General features: G+C 66.2%; 14 protein-coding genes. 7 read left to right on the top strand and 7 right to left on the bottom strand.

The genetic code is table 11. The features are described from left to right. Positions 1-41: 41 nt before the first annotated feature. The 3 genes from KB874_RS00670 to KB874_RS00660 all read left to right on the top strand — a co-directional run bounded on the left by KB874_RS00670 (position 42) and on the right by KB874_RS00660 (position 2,849). Positions 42-1,487, top strand: coding sequence for a PucC family protein (locus tag KB874_RS00670; protein ID WP_212534607.1), 1,446 nt, complete (start codon positions 42-44; stop codon positions 1,485-1,487). Beyond that, positions 1,484-2,170 carry a hypothetical protein gene (locus KB874_RS00665; protein ID WP_212534606.1) on the top strand — a complete coding sequence of 229 codons (687 nt, stop codon included), beginning with the start codon at positions 1,484-1,486 and terminating at the stop codon, positions 2,168-2,170. The genes KB874_RS00670 and KB874_RS00665 overlap by 4 nt, the downstream gene beginning before the upstream one ends. A gap of 454 nt (positions 2,171-2,624) precedes the next feature. Further along, positions 2,625-2,849, top strand: coding sequence for a hypothetical protein (locus KB874_RS00660; RefSeq protein ID WP_212534605.1), 225 nt, complete (start codon positions 2,625-2,627; stop codon positions 2,847-2,849). Positions 2,850-3,150: 301 nt separating this feature from the next. On the opposite strand, the gene KB874_RS00655 is transcribed toward KB874_RS00660, so the two are convergent. Continuing rightward, on the bottom strand, positions 3,151-4,941 hold the full coding sequence (locus KB874_RS00655; RefSeq protein ID WP_212534604.1) for an inositol monophosphatase family protein: 1,791 nt from the start codon (positions 4,939-4,941) through the stop codon (positions 3,151-3,153). A 99-nt stretch (positions 4,942-5,040) separates the two neighbouring features. On the opposite strand from KB874_RS00655, the gene KB874_RS00650 reads away from it, so the two are divergent. After that, entirely contained in the window at positions 5,041-5,664 is a 624-nt protein-coding gene (locus tag KB874_RS00650) for a recombinase family protein (RefSeq protein ID WP_212534603.1), read from the top strand. 224 nt (positions 5,665-5,888) lie between these two features. Here the strand turns inward: KB874_RS00650 and KB874_RS00645 are convergent, their stop codons facing one another. The 6 genes from KB874_RS00645 to KB874_RS00620 form a co-directional block, all read right to left on the bottom strand. Continuing rightward, complete coding sequence (locus tag KB874_RS00645; RefSeq protein WP_212534602.1) at positions 5,889-6,746, bottom strand: fumarylacetoacetate hydrolase family protein; 858 nt, start codon at positions 6,744-6,746, stop codon at positions 5,889-5,891. Between the two features lie 62 nt (positions 6,747-6,808). After that, positions 6,809-8,314 (bottom strand): sugar ABC transporter ATP-binding protein, encoded by a 1,506-nt coding sequence (locus tag KB874_RS00640; RefSeq protein WP_212534601.1) that lies wholly within the window; start codon positions 8,312-8,314, stop codon positions 6,809-6,811. Continuing rightward, entirely contained in the window at positions 8,311-9,312 is a 1,002-nt protein-coding gene (locus tag KB874_RS00635; protein ID WP_212534600.1) for an ABC transporter permease, read from the bottom strand. The genes KB874_RS00640 and KB874_RS00635 overlap by 4 nt, the downstream gene beginning before the upstream one ends. Positions 9,313-9,325: 13 nt before the next feature. Further along, positions 9,326-10,300 carry an ABC transporter permease gene (locus KB874_RS00630; protein WP_212534599.1) on the bottom strand — a complete coding sequence of 325 codons (975 nt, stop codon included), beginning with the start codon at positions 10,298-10,300 and terminating at the stop codon, positions 9,326-9,328. Positions 10,301-10,364: 64 nt separating this feature from the next. Further along, the gene (locus tag KB874_RS00625; protein WP_212534598.1) at positions 10,365-11,162 is read right to left on the bottom strand and encodes an SDR family oxidoreductase; all 798 of its coding nucleotides are present in this window, start codon (positions 11,160-11,162) and stop codon (positions 10,365-10,367) included. 79 nt (positions 11,163-11,241) lie between these two features. Then, positions 11,242-12,192: a sugar ABC transporter substrate-binding protein gene (locus KB874_RS00620; protein WP_212534597.1), complete on the bottom strand. Its 951-nt coding sequence runs from the start codon at positions 12,190-12,192 to the stop codon at positions 11,242-11,244. Between the two features lie 306 nt (positions 12,193-12,498). Here KB874_RS00620 and KB874_RS00615 point away from each other — a divergent pair, with 306 nt between their 5' ends. From KB874_RS00615 to KB874_RS00605, 3 genes are all read left to right on the top strand, one after another. Then, positions 12,499-14,247: an ABC transporter substrate-binding protein gene (locus KB874_RS00615; RefSeq protein WP_212535298.1), complete on the top strand. Its 1,749-nt coding sequence runs from the start codon at positions 12,499-12,501 to the stop codon at positions 14,245-14,247. 16 nt (positions 14,248-14,263) lie between these two features. Continuing rightward, positions 14,264-15,073, top strand: coding sequence for an SDR family NAD(P)-dependent oxidoreductase (locus KB874_RS00610; protein WP_212534596.1), 810 nt, complete (start codon positions 14,264-14,266; stop codon positions 15,071-15,073). A 70-nt stretch (positions 15,074-15,143) separates the two neighbouring features. After that, the gene (locus tag KB874_RS00605; protein WP_212534595.1) at positions 15,144-16,442 is read left to right on the top strand and encodes a M24 family metallopeptidase; all 1,299 of its coding nucleotides are present in this window, start codon (positions 15,144-15,146) and stop codon (positions 16,440-16,442) included.

Genomic DNA, 16,442 nt, shown 5'->3' with positions numbered 1-16,442 from the left:
CGGCCTGCGGGATCGGCCACAACCGGACAGGGGCTGGGTTCATGTTCGACTATCGCACCTATGCCTTGCGCAAGCTGGCGGCGATCGGGCCGCGCTATCTGCCCTTCGCCGACGTGGCGACGGCCGAGGTGCCGCTGTCGCGCCTGCTGCGGCTGTCGCTGTTCCAGGTCACGGTCGGGATGGCGGTGGTCCTGCTGGTGGGGACGCTGAACCGCGTGATGATCGTGGAATTGTCCGTCCCTGCGACGCTGGTCGCGGGGATGCTGGCGCTGCCGCTGCTGTTCGCACCGCTTCGTGTGCTGATCGGCCACCGGTCGGACGTGCATGTGTCGGCGCTGGGCTGGCGCCGGGTGCCCTATATCTGGAAAGGCACGCTGTACCAGTTCGGCGGCTTCGCGATCATGCCTTTCGCGCTCCTGGTGCTGTCGGGCTTTGGCGAGGCGGTGGACGCGCCGCGCTGGATCGGCCTGACCTCGGGGGCGCTGGCCTTTCTGCTGGTGGGCGCGGGGGTGCACATGGTGCAGACCGTGGGCCTGGCCTTGGCGACCGACCTGGTCGCCGAAGAGGATCAGCCCAAGGTCGTGGGCCTGATGTATGTCATGCTGCTGGCAGGCATGGTCGTCAGCGCGCTGGTGTTTGGCGCCCTGCTGGAGCCCTATTCGCCGGGTCGTCTGGTGCGGGTGATCCAGGGCGCGGCAGTGGTGACGGTTGCGCTGAACCTGCTGGCCTTGTGGAAGCAGGAGGCGCGCAATCGCGACGTGGCGCGCCGGATGATGACGACGCGGCCAGAGCCGTTCCGCGTTGCCTGGGCACGGCTGATCCGCACGCCGGGCAAGCCCTGGCTGCTGGCGGTTATCGCGCTTGGCACGCTGGGTTTCGGGTCGGCCGACGTGCTGCTGGAACCTTATGGCGGGCAGGCGCTAGGTTTGAGCGTGGCCGACACGACCAAGCTTACCGCGCTGCTGGCCGGGGGCACGCTGGTCGGCTTCGCATATGCCTCGCGCACTCTCGGGGCAGGCGGATCGGCAGAACGCCTGGGCCTGCTGGGTGCCGGGATCGGCATTCCGGGCTTTGCCGCGATCATCCTGTCCTCGCTGGGTGGCGGCGCGCCGGTGTTCCTCGCGGGAACCCTGCTGACGGGGATCGGCGCGGGCCTGTTCGGCCATGCGACACTGACCGCCAGCATCCGGTCCGCGCCGCGCGACGGGATCGGCCTTGCGCTGGGAACCTGGGGCGCGGTGCAGGCCACCGCCGCCGGCCTCGGCGTGGCGCTGGCGGGGATCGTGCGCGACGCCATCCTGGCACGGCCCGCGATGGATGGCATGGCGGTGCACGTGCCCTATACTGTAGTCTTCGGGATCGAGATGGTCTTTCTGGCGCTGGCTTGCGCTGTTCTGCTGCCGCTGGCCTGGCGCGGAGGGCGCCATGACCTCAAGATCCGCTCGCAGGCAACGACAACGGAACGCAACCCGGTGGAGGTATCATGACGAACGTCATCACGCGGCTTTACGCCACGGAGGAGGCGGCCCGCGCGGTCGCGGCGAAGGTTCGGCAGGCGGGGCTTCCGCCGCGTGCCGTGCACGTGATCACGGGCGGGGTGGAAGCCGCGGCCCTCACCCGTCTGCTGGTTCCCGAGGCCGGGGCGCAGGCGCTGGTCAAGGCGATGGGCACGGAAAAGGCGTTGCTGGTGGTGCAGGCGACCTACCGGCCGCTGGGGGCCGCACGCATCACGCGCGAGATCGTGGCCGAGAGCAACACTCTGCCGCTGGACGAGAGCGTGCAGGAATTCAAGGTCAAGGAAGAGCCTCCCGGCACGGGCACTGGCGCGGGGATCGCCCACCGGCGCTTCCTGACCATGCCGCCGCGGCCCGGCGACATGCCGCGCGGCCCGATCACCGGCGGGCTCGGACTTCCGCTGCTGATCGACCGGCATGGTCGGCATTCGGTCATCCGGGGCGGGGCGCTTGTTTCGCGGATGTTCTGGCCGATGCCCCATGTCGTGCGGCATCGCGCGTCGCGGTCGGTCCTGCCGGGGACGCGGTTCATGTCGCGCTTTTTCTGGCCGATGCCCCTGCTGATGCCGCGGGCGAAACGGCCCTCAGTCATCCAGGGCGGTGCGCTGCCGTTGTCGCAAGCCTTTGGCTGGCCCACGGTGATCCGGCGGCGCTGAGCGTCGCCTCGCACGCCATCCTGCACGGACGACGGAGCAAGAAACCCTTGCGATCTTCCTCCAGACAATCTGGGCGGTGAAGGGAGTGTTGGTTTCTCTCATGAGCTTTGCGGGACAAGCCTCGATGCCTCGTCCTGCGAGGTGCTGAGCATCGATCCGGACAGCGGGCGACTCCCTCACGCGAACCGCCGCGCACTGGACAACCTCGACCTCGAAACCTTGCACTTGTGCTACCTGGCCGACCTGTTCGATACCGAGACCTTCGCGCATATCGACGCGCTGCGGGGCCGGGGGACTCCTTTGCCGGACGCTGGCGGCGCCGCTGCGGCCGGCCGACCGGCTGCGCGAGGCGATCGCCAAGCCTGTATCCTTCGACGGGCAGGTCTGCCGGATCGGCGCCAGCATCCGCGTCGCCCAATGGCGGTCCGGAGACCTGCGCGGCCTCGAGGAGGCAATGCAGGAAGCCGACGTCGCGCTCAACGCCAGCAAGGGACGGGGCCGCAACACGGTGGTGGAATTTGAACCATCGATGCGAGAGCACAGTGTCGCCACTGCGCTGATCGCCGAAGATGTCATGCGCGGCCTGCAGGCCAACGAATTCACCGTCCATTTCCAGCCCTTGCTGGATGCCGGATCGCTTGAGGTCGTCGGCTTCGAGTGCCTGGACATGCGGGCTTGATCCTGGCCTTGCTCGGGACGGCGGGACCGGCAGGTTAGGCGACAGGACTCGCACCTGCTTTTCTGAACAGCATCCTGCGAGAGTTCCCATGCCCGGCGCCGCGATCTGCGCGACGATGGCGTGATGCGACGAACCGTGCGGCGCCTGTCGCGGCAGGCATCGCTTCAATCCTCACGACGACAGGCAGGCCGTCGGGGTAACGGGTTGTGGCTGTGGTTTTTCGAAGGGTGTCGTGCCGGTGTCGCCAAACGCAAGCGCGCTTGGCGACAGATCCCGTCATCCGCAGGCGCCTTCGATGGCCTCAGGCGTTGCGAGCCGTCAGCAGCGCCTCGGCGAGGTCGAGCGCGTCGTCCGGCCAATATTCGCGCGGGCGCGGGTGACGGATGCCCGGCCCCTTGATGGGGCGGCAGGTCAGCACCGCGTTGCGCCATTGCAGCGGGATCGCCTCGCGCCCCTGAGCCGCGCCCAGCAGCGCGCCGCAGATCGCCGCGTTGGTGTCGGTGTCGCCGCCTTGTCCGACGGTCTCGGTCAGGGCTTGGGGCAGGGCTTGGGGCAGGGGTGTGCCGCGCAGCAGGTGGAAAAACGCGTTCTGCAAGGCGGTCAGCACCCAACCCATCTGCCGCTGGAACTCGGCGGGCGGTGCGCGGCGGGCAAGGGCCAGCCGTTCGCGGACCGCTGCCGCGCCGTCACTTTCGCCGGCATGGGCCTCGGCCGCCTGCATCATCTGTTCCGCCGTGCCACCTGCGACGCCGACGGCGATGGCGGCGGCAAGGGCGGCGCTGGCCGAGACGCAGACCGGATGCGGATGGGTTAGGCTTGCATCCTCTGCCCCCAATCGCGCGGCCAGCGCCGGGTCGCCTGCGGCGAGGATGCCGACCGGGCTGACGCGCATCAGCGCACCGTTCGACTGGCTGTCCGGGCGCGCTGCCGCGCCCCGTGCAAGGGCCGCGATCCCGGCGCTGGTGGTCATGCCGATGTCGAAAGGGGCAGAGTCCCTCCAGCGGATATAGGCCTGCGCGACGGTCGCGGCGTCGAAGCCGCCCTTCGCTACCAGCGCGCGGGCGAGCGCCAGCGCCATCTCGCTGTCGTCGGTGGGCTGGCCCGCGATCAGGTTCCAGGTGCCGCCATCGACGAGGCGTGTCACGCCCTGCTTGTGGCTGCGGGCTATCGAGGCGGCCGAGCCGAACTCCACCGCCGAGCCCAGCGCGTCGCCCGACAGTTGCCCCAGCAGGCAGCCCTGCGCCCGCGCCAGGCGCCCGGCATCGGCGCTGCGGGCCTTTGGCCGCGCGCCATGCCGCGTCTCGCGCGGGCCGGGCCGGGGCGCCAGCGCCACCAGCCTTGCCACGGTGACGGGATCGCCGCCGATCACGCCGTTGGCCGTTCCGCGCGCGTCATCGACCGGACGGCCCGCGAGGTCGACCAGCGTGCAGCCGGCGCCGAGCAGCAGCGCATGACCCCCGGCGATGTCCCAGGGCGCAAGACCCTGCGTCAGGCTGACCGCCGCATCGACCTCGCCCACCGCGGCGAGCGCCAGTCGGTAGGCCGGGCTGGGCAGGGCGCGGATTCGCAGGCCGGGCAGGGTGGCATGATTGTGCCGCGCGTAATCCGCGGCCTGAGCGTTCAGCGCGACGGTGATGGGGTCGCCCTGTCCGGCGCGCCGCACCGGCTGGCCATTGCGCGTCAGCGCCGCGCCTTTTGCCCAGGCGATCAGGTCGCCGCCATCGTCAGGCGCAAGCGGTGCAAACACCACGCCCAGCACCGGCCGTTCCCGTCGCAGCAGCGCGACCGAGACCGCCGAGCCCCGGTGCCCGGCGAGGAAATCGCTGGTGCCGTCCTGCGGATCCACCACCCAAAGGTCGTCGCCCGCGGCGCGGCGCGGCGCGGTTTCTTCGCCGAGAAACCCGCAGCTGTGCAGGGCCAACAACCGGGACTTGAGCAGGGTCTCGACCTCGATGTCGACGGCGGCCTTGCCGCCGCGGCCGCGCGGGCCGCCGGGGCAGTGAAACTCGGCCCGGATCAGGGCGCCAGCGTCGGCCACCGCATCGAGGACGGCGGGCAGCAGGGTCGCGGGGGCGATTTGGGACTGGATCATGGCATTCTCCTTTGCTTCCATGTCCGCTGAATACAGTCCCAGCGGTGTCCCTGCGGATCGCTCGGGATTTTCCGCTTGGGCCCGGATCGGAGGATGGGAATGCAGAAGGCGATCGGCTTCTACTGGACGCTGCCCGTGCCCTGGGCGCGCTTTACCACGCTGCCCGAGGATATCGACGCCGCCGCGAAGGCCAGCCGCACGATCCGCTACCAGCGCGAGGTCATCCGCCGCTTTGCGAAGGAGAACAAACTGGCGTTGGTGGCGGAAAAGGTGTTCCTGGAAATCGCGCCGGACCGGAGCAGCAGGGCTGTGTTCGATGTGCTCAAGCCGCTGAAGGCGCTCTGCCAGGCCGAGGAAGCGATCCTTCTCCACGTCGATTTCGCCAGAGTGCAGGGTTGGCGCAGCATGGCGCCCTTGGCGGACTGGGCCGACGAACACGGTATCCGGGTCGAGACGGTGTTTCCCGGCGAGATCGTGATCGACAGCCAGGTATTCGACCCGCATGCGCATTTCTCGGACTGGCGGGCGCGGCAGCGGGAGTGGTCCGAGGGCAAGGCGGATCGCCTCGCCACGGCGCGCGCGGCCATCGAGCGGCTTTCCGTCGACGGGCTGACCAACAGGGACATTGCCGAGGCGCTGAATGCCCGGGATATTCGCAGCGCGACAGGCAAGCCCTGGACCGCCGAAACCGTGCGGAAACTGCGGCCACAGAAGGCGCCGTGAGGGTCGTCGGCTGCTAACCCCTGTCAGCTTTTGTCACCTACGGCTGGTAGACCCGAATCTGCGTCCTGCCGCTGTGATCCCGGTAACCAGTGATTTGAATGACGAGCCCATTGGGGGCGGCAGGGCGCACCAATCTGGTTTCGGCAAGGCGGTTCGCCGGCGTCCAGGCCTGCGACAAGACAACTTGCCTGCCTGCCCGGGCGCGCGGTCTTAGTCTTGTCCGGTCAGGACGGCGCGACGACCGCCGAACGCTGCTCGCCCAGGCCGGCGATGCCGAGCGACACGACCTCTCCGCCCTTCAGGTAGCGCGGTGGTTTCTGGCCCATGCCGACGCCGGGGGGCGTGCCGGTCGAGATGACGTCGCCGGGCTGGAGGCTCATGAAGCGGCTGCAATAGCTGATGATATGCGGCACCTTGAAGATCAGCGTCGCGGTCGAGCCGGACTGCATCCGCTGTCCGTCGACGTCGAGCCACATCGACAGGTCGTCGACATCGGCGATCTCGTCCGGTGTCACCAGCCAGGGGCCGGTCGGGCCGAACGTGTCGCATCCCTTGCCCTTGTCCCAGGTCCCGGCGCGTTCCAACTGGTATTCCCGCTCGGATACGTCGTTGATGACGCAGAAGCCCGCGACATGGGACATGGCGTCGGCCTCGTCGATATAGACGCCGGGCTCGCCGATCACGATACCCAGTTCGACCTCCCAATCCGTCTTGACCGAGCCGCGCGGAATCCGGATCGGGTCGTTGGGTCCGCAGATGGCCGAGGTCCACTTGTTGAAGATCACCGGTTCGGGCGGGATCGGCATGCCCGCTTCTGCCGCGTGGTCGGCATAGTTCAGACCGATGCAGATGAACTTGCCCACGGAACCCACGCAGGGGCCCAGACGCAGGTCCTGCTGCGGAACGCCCTCGACCAGCGGCAGGGTTTCGGGATCGAGATCGCGCAGGGCGCGCAGCCCGTCGGGGCGCAACGTCTCACCGGCGATGTCGGGCACCACGCCGGACAGGTCGCGGACGCGGCCCTGGGCGTCCAGTAGCCCCGGTTTCTCGGCTCCGGGGGCACCATGGCGCAGAAGTTTCATGTGATCTCCAGTTCAGGTCTGTTGGAATTGCAGGGCTGCCGGGTCATGGTCGGCCGGGCGCATCAGGCGGCCTTGTCGCCGCCAAGGCCCGAGATGGCCTGGATCAGGCTGTCCTCGGTGACTTCCTCGGAGGTGAAGGTGCGCATGATGCGGCCCGAATACATGGCCACGATCCGATCCGAGACATGCAGAACCTCCGGCATTTCCGAGCTGATGACGATCACCGCATAGCCCTGGGCGGCCAGGTCGCGCAACAGCTTGTGGATCTCGGACTTGCTGCCGACATCGATGCCGCGCGTGGGTTCGTCCACGATCAGCACGTTGGGATGCATCGACAGCCATTTTCCGATGACGATCTTCTGCTGATTGCCGCCCGACAGGTTGCCGACCCGCTGCTTCCAGCCCGGGGTGCGGATGTCCAGCTTGTCGCGATACTGGTCGAAGATCGCGACCTCGGCCCCCTCGGCCATGAAGGGGCCGGCCTTCAGGTCGTCGACCTGGGGCAGGGTCATATTGTCCCGGCAGTTCATTCCAAGCACCAGGCCCTGGCCCTTGCGATCCTCGGGGACAAGGCTGATGCCTCGCGCGATGGCGTCGGCGGGCGAGGATATGCGCACCTCCTCTCCGTCCAGCAGGATCTGGCCCGAGGACGGGTCGCGCAGGCCGAACAGGGTCTCGGCGATCTCGGTCCGGCCGGCCCCGACCAGCCCGTAGAAGCCCAGCACCTCGCCCCGGCGCACCTCGAAGCTGACATCGCTGTAAAGCTTGCCGCAACTCAGCCCGCGCACCTGCAGCGCGACGTTGCCCAGTTCGTGGTGCGACGCGTTGCGGCTGAGGTCCAGCTTGCGCCCGATCATCATCTGCGTGACGGCCTCTTCGGTTGTCTCGGCGGTGTTCACGGTGCCCTGGTATTGCCCGTCGCGCAGGATCGAGATGCGGTCGGTGATCTTGAAGATCTCCTCCATCCGGTGCGAGATGTAGATGATCCCGACACCGCTGGCCTTCAGGTCGGCGATCACGTCGAACAGCACGACCTTTTCCGCGTCGGTCAGCGAGGCGGTGGGCTCGTCGAAGATCACCGCCTTGGCATCCACCGTCAGCGCGCGGGCGATCTCGACCATCTGCTGGTTGGCGATGGACAGGTCGCCCACGCGGGTCCGCGCGTCGAACCCCACGTTCAGCTTTTTCAGGATGCTGTTTGTCCGCTCGGCAAGCCGAGCCCAGTCGACGCGGCCGAAACTCTTGCGCGGCAACTCGCCCAGGTAGATGTTCTCGGCCACGGACAGTTCCTCGGCCAGGCTCAGTTCCTGGTGGATGAAGACGATCCCCTTGGCCTTTGCTTCTAGCGGGCCGGCCATCACGACCGGGGTATCGCCCATGACGATCGCGCCGCCATCGGGCTGGTGGATGCCGCCCAGAACCTTCATCAGGGTGGATTTCCCGGCGCCGTTCTCGCCCATCAGGGCGTGCACCTCGCCGGGCATGACCGAGAAGGAGACACCGTCGAGGGCGCGCACGCCGGGGAAGGTCTTGACGATGTTTTCGAGACGAAGAACCGGGTCGGTCATACCTTCAACTCCTCTTTGCCCTTGATGTTGAGCTGGCGGTCCAGGATCAGCACGGCGATCAGGATCAGGCCGATCACCAGGTTCACCGTCGACGTGTCCGCGCCGATATGGCCCAGCCCCTTGCGCAGCAACTGGATGGCGATGACGCCACCGAAGGTCCCGATCACGTTACCCGCGCCGCCGGTGATCTTGGTGCCGCCCAGAACGACCGCCGTGATCACCCACAACTCGTAGAGCTGCCCGTCATTGGGGTTCACCGAGCCGCTTTCCGAATAGAAGACCACCGCCGACAGCGCCGCGAGAAAGCCGATGATGGCGAAGTTGATCATCATGTGCGGACCCACGCGGATACCGGCATTGACCGCCGCCTCGCGGTTGTCGCCGATGGCATAGGCATTGCGGCCATGCACGGTGCGCGCCATCACAAACCACAGCGCCAGCGTCACGCCCAGCAGGAACCACGTCGCGGTGTGCAGGCCCAGGAATTGCGCCTCGGCGAAATCCACCAGCGTCCAGTTGAGGTGGCTGGTCGGGTTCTCGCCGTTGAACATGAAGACGATACCGCGAAAGCCCAGCATCGAGCCCAGCGTCACGATGAACGCGTCGACGCCGGTCTTCCAGACGATCAGCCCGTTGAGCGCGCCCAGAAGCGTTCCGACCGCCAGCGCCAGCAGCCAGGCCACTGGGATCACCCAGTCGCCGAGGCCCGCAAAGATCGGCCAGGTCATGCTGTCCAGCAGCACGATGGCGGCGATGGCGAAGGTGGCGCCCACCGACAGGTCGATGTTGCCGTTCACCATGACCAGCGTCATACCCATCGCGATGATCCCGATCGGCGCCGACTGCTTGAGCAGCAGCAGCATGTTTTCCCAGTCCATGAAGGCCTTGTCGGAGAGCGACAGGAATTCGCCCGCGATGCTGAAGAACGCCAGTTCCAGCACGATGAAGCCCCAGATCGCGCCGCTTTTCAGCGCCTTGGACAGTGCACCCGGTTGCATGGCTTTTCCTCCCTTACGCGATCGGCGACCAGAGCTTGCCGCGCTTGGCTGCAATATCCAGCCAGACCGCAAGGATGATGATGACCCAGGTCACGACGAACTGGACGTAGAATTGCAGGCCGACCAGCAGCAGGCCGTTCTGGATGAAGCCGAGGATCAGCACGCCGATCACGGTCTTGAATATCGTCCCCGAGCCGCCCAGCAGCGAGGCGCCGCCCAGGATGACGGCGGCCAGCACCTCGAGCTCCAGCCCCTGGCCGACGGTGTTCTGCGAGCCTAGCGACCGGCTGGCCTGGATGAGCCCTGCCGTGGCGACGCAGGCCGCCGAGATCAGGTAGCAGGTGAACACTGTGCGCGCCCTCGGAATGCCCGAGAAGGTGGCTGCCGTGCCATTGCCGCCCACCGCATAGACCTTGCGGCCAAAGGGTGTCTTGGCCAGCGCCAGGCCCAGGAGTGCGGCCAGCGCGACGAAGATCAGGATCGGCACCGGGATACCCAGCGCCGTGCCCTGGCCGAAGATGCTGAACCAGGTGCCCTCCTTGTCGGCGATGTCCATGTTCTGCCCGCCGGAATAGGTCAGCGTCAGGCCATGGATCGCTGAAAGCATCCCCAGCGTCACGATCAGCGAGTTGAGCCTCAGGTATCCCACGAGGAACCCGATGAAGGCGCCCAGGCACAGCGTCATGGCGAACATGGCCGGTATGGCAAGCAGCGGCCCCATCTTGTCATGCAGGTCCAGAACCACGATGGTCGAGAAGGACATCATCGAGCCGACCGACAGGTCGAGATTGCCGCTGATGACCACAAAGGTCACTCCCAGCGCCATGACACCGATGATCGCGGACGAGCGCACGACGCTCAGCACGTTGTCGGGAGTCAGGAACTTGGGATTGGCGAGGGTGAAAGCGATCATGAAGACCGCAAAGGCGATCAGGATGCCCTGCCGGGCCAGTATGGCCCCGACCTGTTGCCTGCTGAGTGTTGCCATGATCCCCTCCCTAAGGTCGCTGGCGTTCCGCGATGCGTCCGACACGTGTTCCTCCTCCTCGACGTCAGACCAATGTCATGCCTCCGTCGATCATGACGATCTGGCCGGTCATGTAGTCGCTGTCCTTCGAAGCAAGGAAGGTCGTCGTCCCGGTGATGTCCGACGGTTTGGCCACGCGGCCCCGGAGGATCTCGGCCGAGAATTCCTCCATCGCCTGTCCGGGCCGATCGGCGGCGCCGATCTCCATCAGGTCCTTGTCGACCTGTTCCCACATCTCGGTGGCAACCACCCCGGGGGCAAAGCCCGTCACCGTGATGTCGTGCCTGGCCAGATCGCGCGCGCCCGACTGGGTCAGCGAGACCACGGCCCATTTCGAGGCGCAGTAGGGCGCGACGTTGTCAAAGCCCTGACGGCTGGCGACCGAGGCGGTGTTGATGATCTTGCCGCCACCGCCTTGCGCGATCATCTGGCGCGCGGCCTCCTGCATGCCGATCAGGCAGCCCAGGCCGTTGACATCCATGATGAAGTGCCAGTTCTTCTCGGTCACGTCCATGAAGTTCATCGGCTTGTTCACGCCGGCATTGTTGAACTTGACGTCCAGCCTGCCAAAGGTTTCGACCGTGTGGGCGATCATCGCCCGCACCTGGTCGCGGTCTGTCACGTCGACCCGGGCCGAGGTCACGTCGCGCGCCCGGCCGTTCAGGCGGCTGCGCAGCGCGTCGGCGGTCTCGGCGACCTTGTCGCCGTTGATGTCGGCAAGGCAGACCCTTGCCCCTTCATCCAGCAACGCCTCGGCGATGGCGCGGCCGATGCCTTGCGCCGCGCCGGTCACGATGCAGACGCGTTCAGAAACACGTCCCATGGCGCGTCCCCCCTGACAGTCGATTACATTAACGATGCACGGGGCGCAGAAGTTCCGCGCCCCGCACCGGGAGGAGGCCTCAGAACACCGGCTTGGTGAAGTCGGCCATGTTATCCTGGGTGATCTTCGGCGTGTCGAAGTAGTTCAGGAACGGCACGTCCTTGCCCTCGAGCACGTCGATGGCCGTCTTCAGCGCGGCCTCGGCGTCATCGACCGGCGACTGGTAGATCGAGCCCCAGTAGTCGCCCGCCGCCATCGCCTCGTAGCCGACGGCGAAGTTGGTGGCACCGACGAAGATGATGCCCTCGCGGCCCGCGGCCTTGGCGGCGTTCAGGGCGCCCACGCCCATGTTGTCGTCGCCGGCATAGACGCCGTCGATGTCGTCATATTTGACCAGGAACGCTTCCATCACCTGCTGCGACTTCTCGCGGTTCCAGTCGCCCGGCTGGGTATCGACCACGGTGACGTCCGGGCAGACCTCGGGCAGGCGATCCTCGAAACCCTTGGCGCGCTCGATCGCGGTGGTATAGCCGGGCTGGCCGGTGATGTGCACGACCTGGGCTTCGTTCTCGATGCCCATCTCCTTGAACTTGTCGCACATGATCTCGGCCGAGCGCGCGCCCTGGGTGATATTGTCGGGGCCCGAGAAGGACGCGACAAAGTCGAAGCCCGCCTCGGCGATGTTCGAGTTGGTCACGATAACCGGAATGCCGGCCTGCTTGGCCTTGCGCACTGCGGGGATCACCGCTTCGCCGTTGGTCGGCCAGATGATGATGGCGTCGACTTCCTGCTGGATCAGGTCCTCCATCTGCGCGATCTGGCGTGCCACGTCGCCGCCGGCGTCCAGCACCACGGCCTCGACATCGGCATTGGCCTCTGCGGCCGCGATGAAGGCCTTTTCATAGGTGGTCTGGTAGCTGTCGACGCCGACATTGTTCTGGGTGATGCCGATCTTCATGGTCTCGGCCGACGCGACGCCGGCGAGCGCCAGAAGGGCGGTCGATGCTGCAAGGGTGTTGCGAAGTTTCATGTGGGTCTCCTCCCCGATGGTGTTGGTCTTCTTCGGTTCTTAGTGGCGTCCCGTCGAGGACGCCGACAGATCACTCGGCGCACCGAACGATTGAACGACACTGTGCCGTGTTCCAGGCAATCGGACCGCGACAATAATATCCATAATGAATATTATAATATCCAGATCAGATATTTTTGCGATACGCGTTGAACACCACTCTGGACATTTTAGAGGTCAGCAGCCGTGAGCGAATCCAACTCATCCAAAACGGATACCACCGCACAGCCGCGCAAGCACCAGCAAGTGAAAAGGCACACGGGCACGATGAACGCCATGAGAGGACATAACCAAGGCAGCCCGGTTTCGCCACAGGCGAAGACCGAGACGCTCGAGGTTCTGTCCTTTCTCGAGGAATTCACCGACGAGCTGGAGGACGCGCTGGATATCCTGGTGCCGAATGCGCATCTGCGCATGGCGCTGCATCTGATGCGCGGGCATCTCGATGCCAAGACCGTCACGCCGACCTCGCTTATCAGCGCCAGTCGCGTGCCCTACGCCACGGCGAACCGCCGCCTCAAGGAGATGGTCGAGGCCGGGCTGATCGAACAACGCCCGCGCACCCGAACGGGCAAGACGTTCTCGATGCATCCCAGCGATGCGCTGCTGGCGCGCTGGGTGCAGTTGTCAGGCCGCCTGCGGCGCCTCGCCGAGGGCCATTTCGGCGGCGAGGCCAAGGGCCAGGACACCCAGGATTACTACTACGGCGGCAGCTATGCGGCGGCGCAGTCGATCCCGCCGCTACGGGTGCGCCGCGAACCGCTCAAGGTGCCGGGCGGCATCCGAGTGCTGGTGCATGGCGACCCGACCTTCATGGTGATGGACAATCTCAAGCGCCAGTTCGAGCAGGTCATCGGCACCGAGATCAGCCAGCGCGCCTTTTCCATCGACCGCCTGCGCGAAGAGGCGCTGCGCAACGCGGCGCGCGAGACCAGCCGTTACGACATCGTCGCGGTGGACCTGCCATGGATCGGCGAATTCGCCGAACGCGACGTGTTGATGCCGCTCGACCAGGTGATGGACCTGGCCCGGCTGGACCCGGCGGATTTCCACACGGCCGGCTGGCAGGCGGCGCATTGGGGCGGGCGCGCCTATGGCGTCCCGGCCCAGACCACGCCCGAACTGCTGTTTTACCGACGCGACCTGTTCGCCGAGGCCGGGCTTGAACCGCCCGCGACCACCGACGCGCTGCTGCGCGCCGCCCGGACGCTGCACCAGCCGCAACGTGGCCGCCACGGCATCGCCTGGAACGCCGCGCGCGGCACTGCGCTGGGGCACACGGTGCTGATGGCCTTTGCCGATTTCGGCCAGCCGATCCTGGACCTGCCCGTCATCGCCGGCGGCTTTGGCACGGATCACCTGGCGCAGGGCGGCTACCGCGTGACCATCGACACCGAGGCGGGCCTTTACGCCGCCGAGTTCCTGTTGGACCTGCTGCAATACTCGCCCCCCGACATCCTGTCGATGTCCTGGTACGAGCGTGTCCGCCCCTATGCCGCCGGAACCGTGGCGATGGCCTATGGCTACACCCTGCTGGCGCCGTATTTCGAGATGGACGAAAGCTCGCCCGCCTATGGCCAGACAGGCTATCTGCCGCATCCGGCGGGGCAGGGCGCGGCCCAGGTCGCGCCGGTGGGCGGCTATGTCATGGGCATCCCCGCCAACCTCGCGCCCGAGCGCATTCCGGCCGCGGTCGAGGCGCTGTGCGTCTTCACCTCGCCCGAGGCGCAGAAGCTGTTCGTGCAGAACGGCAGCCGGACCAATCCGCGCTATTCGGTCGGGGCAGACCCAGAGGTGCGCCGCGCCTCGACGATCTTCGAGGCGGTCGATGCCATGTCATGGCGCGACGAATTGCAATTCTGGCCCCGCCCGCCGGTGCCCGAGATCTGCAACATCATCCGCATCTGCGGCGAGGAATTCCACGACATGCTGCGCGGGATCACGTCCCCGCGCGAGGCCTTGCGCACCGCCCAGAAACGGGCCGACGCGCTGATACGACCAGACGGAAAACCGTGAACGAGGAGGAGAGACCATGGACCCCAACCGCCTGAAGGGAAAGAACATCCTGATCACCGGCGCCGCCCGCGGCATGGGCGCGGCCAATGCCGAAGCCTTTGCGGCGCAGGGCGCGAACGTGTGCCTGGGCGACCTCGATCAGGCCGAGGCGCAAAAGGTGGCCGACGCGATCAACGCCAAGGGCAACGGCCGCGCCATCGCGGTCAAGATGGACGTGACCAAACGCGCCGACAACGCCGCCGCCGTGGCCGCCACGGTCGCAGCCTTCGGCTCGATCAACGTGGGCCTTTTCAATGCCGGCCTCAACAAGCCCCGGTTCTTCATGGATATCGACGAAGACAACTGGGACATGATCATGAACGTCAACACCAAGGCGATGTGGCTGGGCATGCAGGAAACCGCCCGCCAGATGATCGCGCAGGGCCCGATGGAGGATCATCCCTACAAGCTGATCAACGTTGGCTCCATCGCCTCGCGCAAGCCGCTGGTGGATGTGACGGTCTATTGCACCTCGAAATACGGCTGTCTGGCGCTTACCCACTGCGGCGCGATCGGCCTGGCCGAGCATAACATCACCGTTAACGGCTATGCGCCGGGCGTCGTGGTGACGCCGCTCTGGGAACAACTGGACAAGGATCTGGTCGATATCGGCTTCAAGGAGCGCGAAGGGCAGGCCTATGACGACATCGTGCGCGACGCGCTCCAGATCAAGCGGGTGTCCTACCCGAAGGATATCGTCGGCACCGCGTCGTTCCTCGCCAGCGACGACAGCGACTACATGACCGGCCAGATGGTCCATATCGACGGCGGCTGGTGCATCCAGTAGCGCCACGGCCGCCCCTTTTTCATGTCACGCACAATCAACGGGTCGCCATCGCGATCCGAAGGAGACCACCATGTCACGCGCCTTGATGCCCAACCTGCTTACCCCGAAAGACCTCGAACCCAACTGGGAATGGCGTGAACGCCTGCCCGCCTGGGGTCACACATCGGTGGATTTCGAACGTCGGATCGACCATGACCGCCTGCGCCGCTACCGTTTGGCGCGCACCCGGCAGTCGCTGCAGAACTCGAACGCCGGGTCGCTGCTTCTGTTCGACGTCAACAACATCCGTTACGTCACCGCCACCAAGATCGGCGAATGGGAACGGGACAAGATGTGCCGCTTCTGCCTGCTGACCGGCGATGACAGTCCCTATGTCTGGGATTTCGGATCGGCCGCGATCCACCACAAGCGGCATTCCGACTGGCTGGAACCGGACCACTGCCTTGCCGGTGTCGTCGGGATGCGCGGCACGATCCCGCCCGACTTCGGCCTGATGCAGAAATACGCCAAGATGATCGCCCAGCTGATCAAGGATGCGGGCATGGCCAACATGCCAGTCGGCGTGGACTATGCCGAAACCGCGATGTTCCATGCGCTCAAGGAAGAGGGGATCAATGTCGTGGACGGCCAGCAGATCATGCTGGCGGCGCGCGAGATCAAGAACTGGGACGAGATCCAGCTGCTGACCCAGGCGGCCGCCATGGTCGATGGCGTCTACCACATGATCTACGAGGAACTGAAACCCGGCGTGCGCGAGAACGATATCGTCGCCCTGTCCAACAAGATGCTCTACGAGATGGGCTCGGACGACGTCGAGGCGATCAACGCGATCTCGGGCGAGCGCTGCAACCCGCATCCGCACAACTTTACCGACCGGCTGATCCGCCCCGGCGATCAGGCGTTCTTCGACATCCTGCAAAGCTATCAGGGCTACCGCACCTGCTATTACCGCACCTTCAACGTGGGTCGTGCGACGCCGTCGCAGAACGACGCCTATGTGAAGGCGCGCGAATGGATCGACGCGTCGATCGCGATGATCAAGCCCGGCGTGACCACCGACAAGGTGGCCGAGGTCTGGCCCACTGCCGAAAGCCTTGGTTTTCCGAACGAGGATGCGGCCTTTGGTCTGCAATTCGGCCATGGTCTGGGCCTTGCCCTGCACGAACGCCCGATCATCAGCCGTGCCATCAGTCTGGATCACCCGATGGAGATCAAGACAGGCATGGTCTTTGCGCTGGAAACCTACTGCCCGGCGACGGACGGCTATTCCGCCGCGCGGATCGAGGAAGAGGTCGTCGTGACCGAAACCGGCTGCGAGGTCATCAGCCTGTTCCCGGCCGAGGACCTGCCCATCGCGAACCGGTACTGA

The organism is Thetidibacter halocola (assembly GCF_018224955.1).
In the GTDB taxonomy this organism is placed as follows: domain Bacteria; phylum Pseudomonadota; class Alphaproteobacteria; order Rhodobacterales; family Rhodobacteraceae; genus Thetidibacter; species Thetidibacter halocola.
The sequence above is the reverse complement of the archived record's forward strand: the minus strand, read 5'-3'. Positions and strand labels throughout refer to the sequence as shown.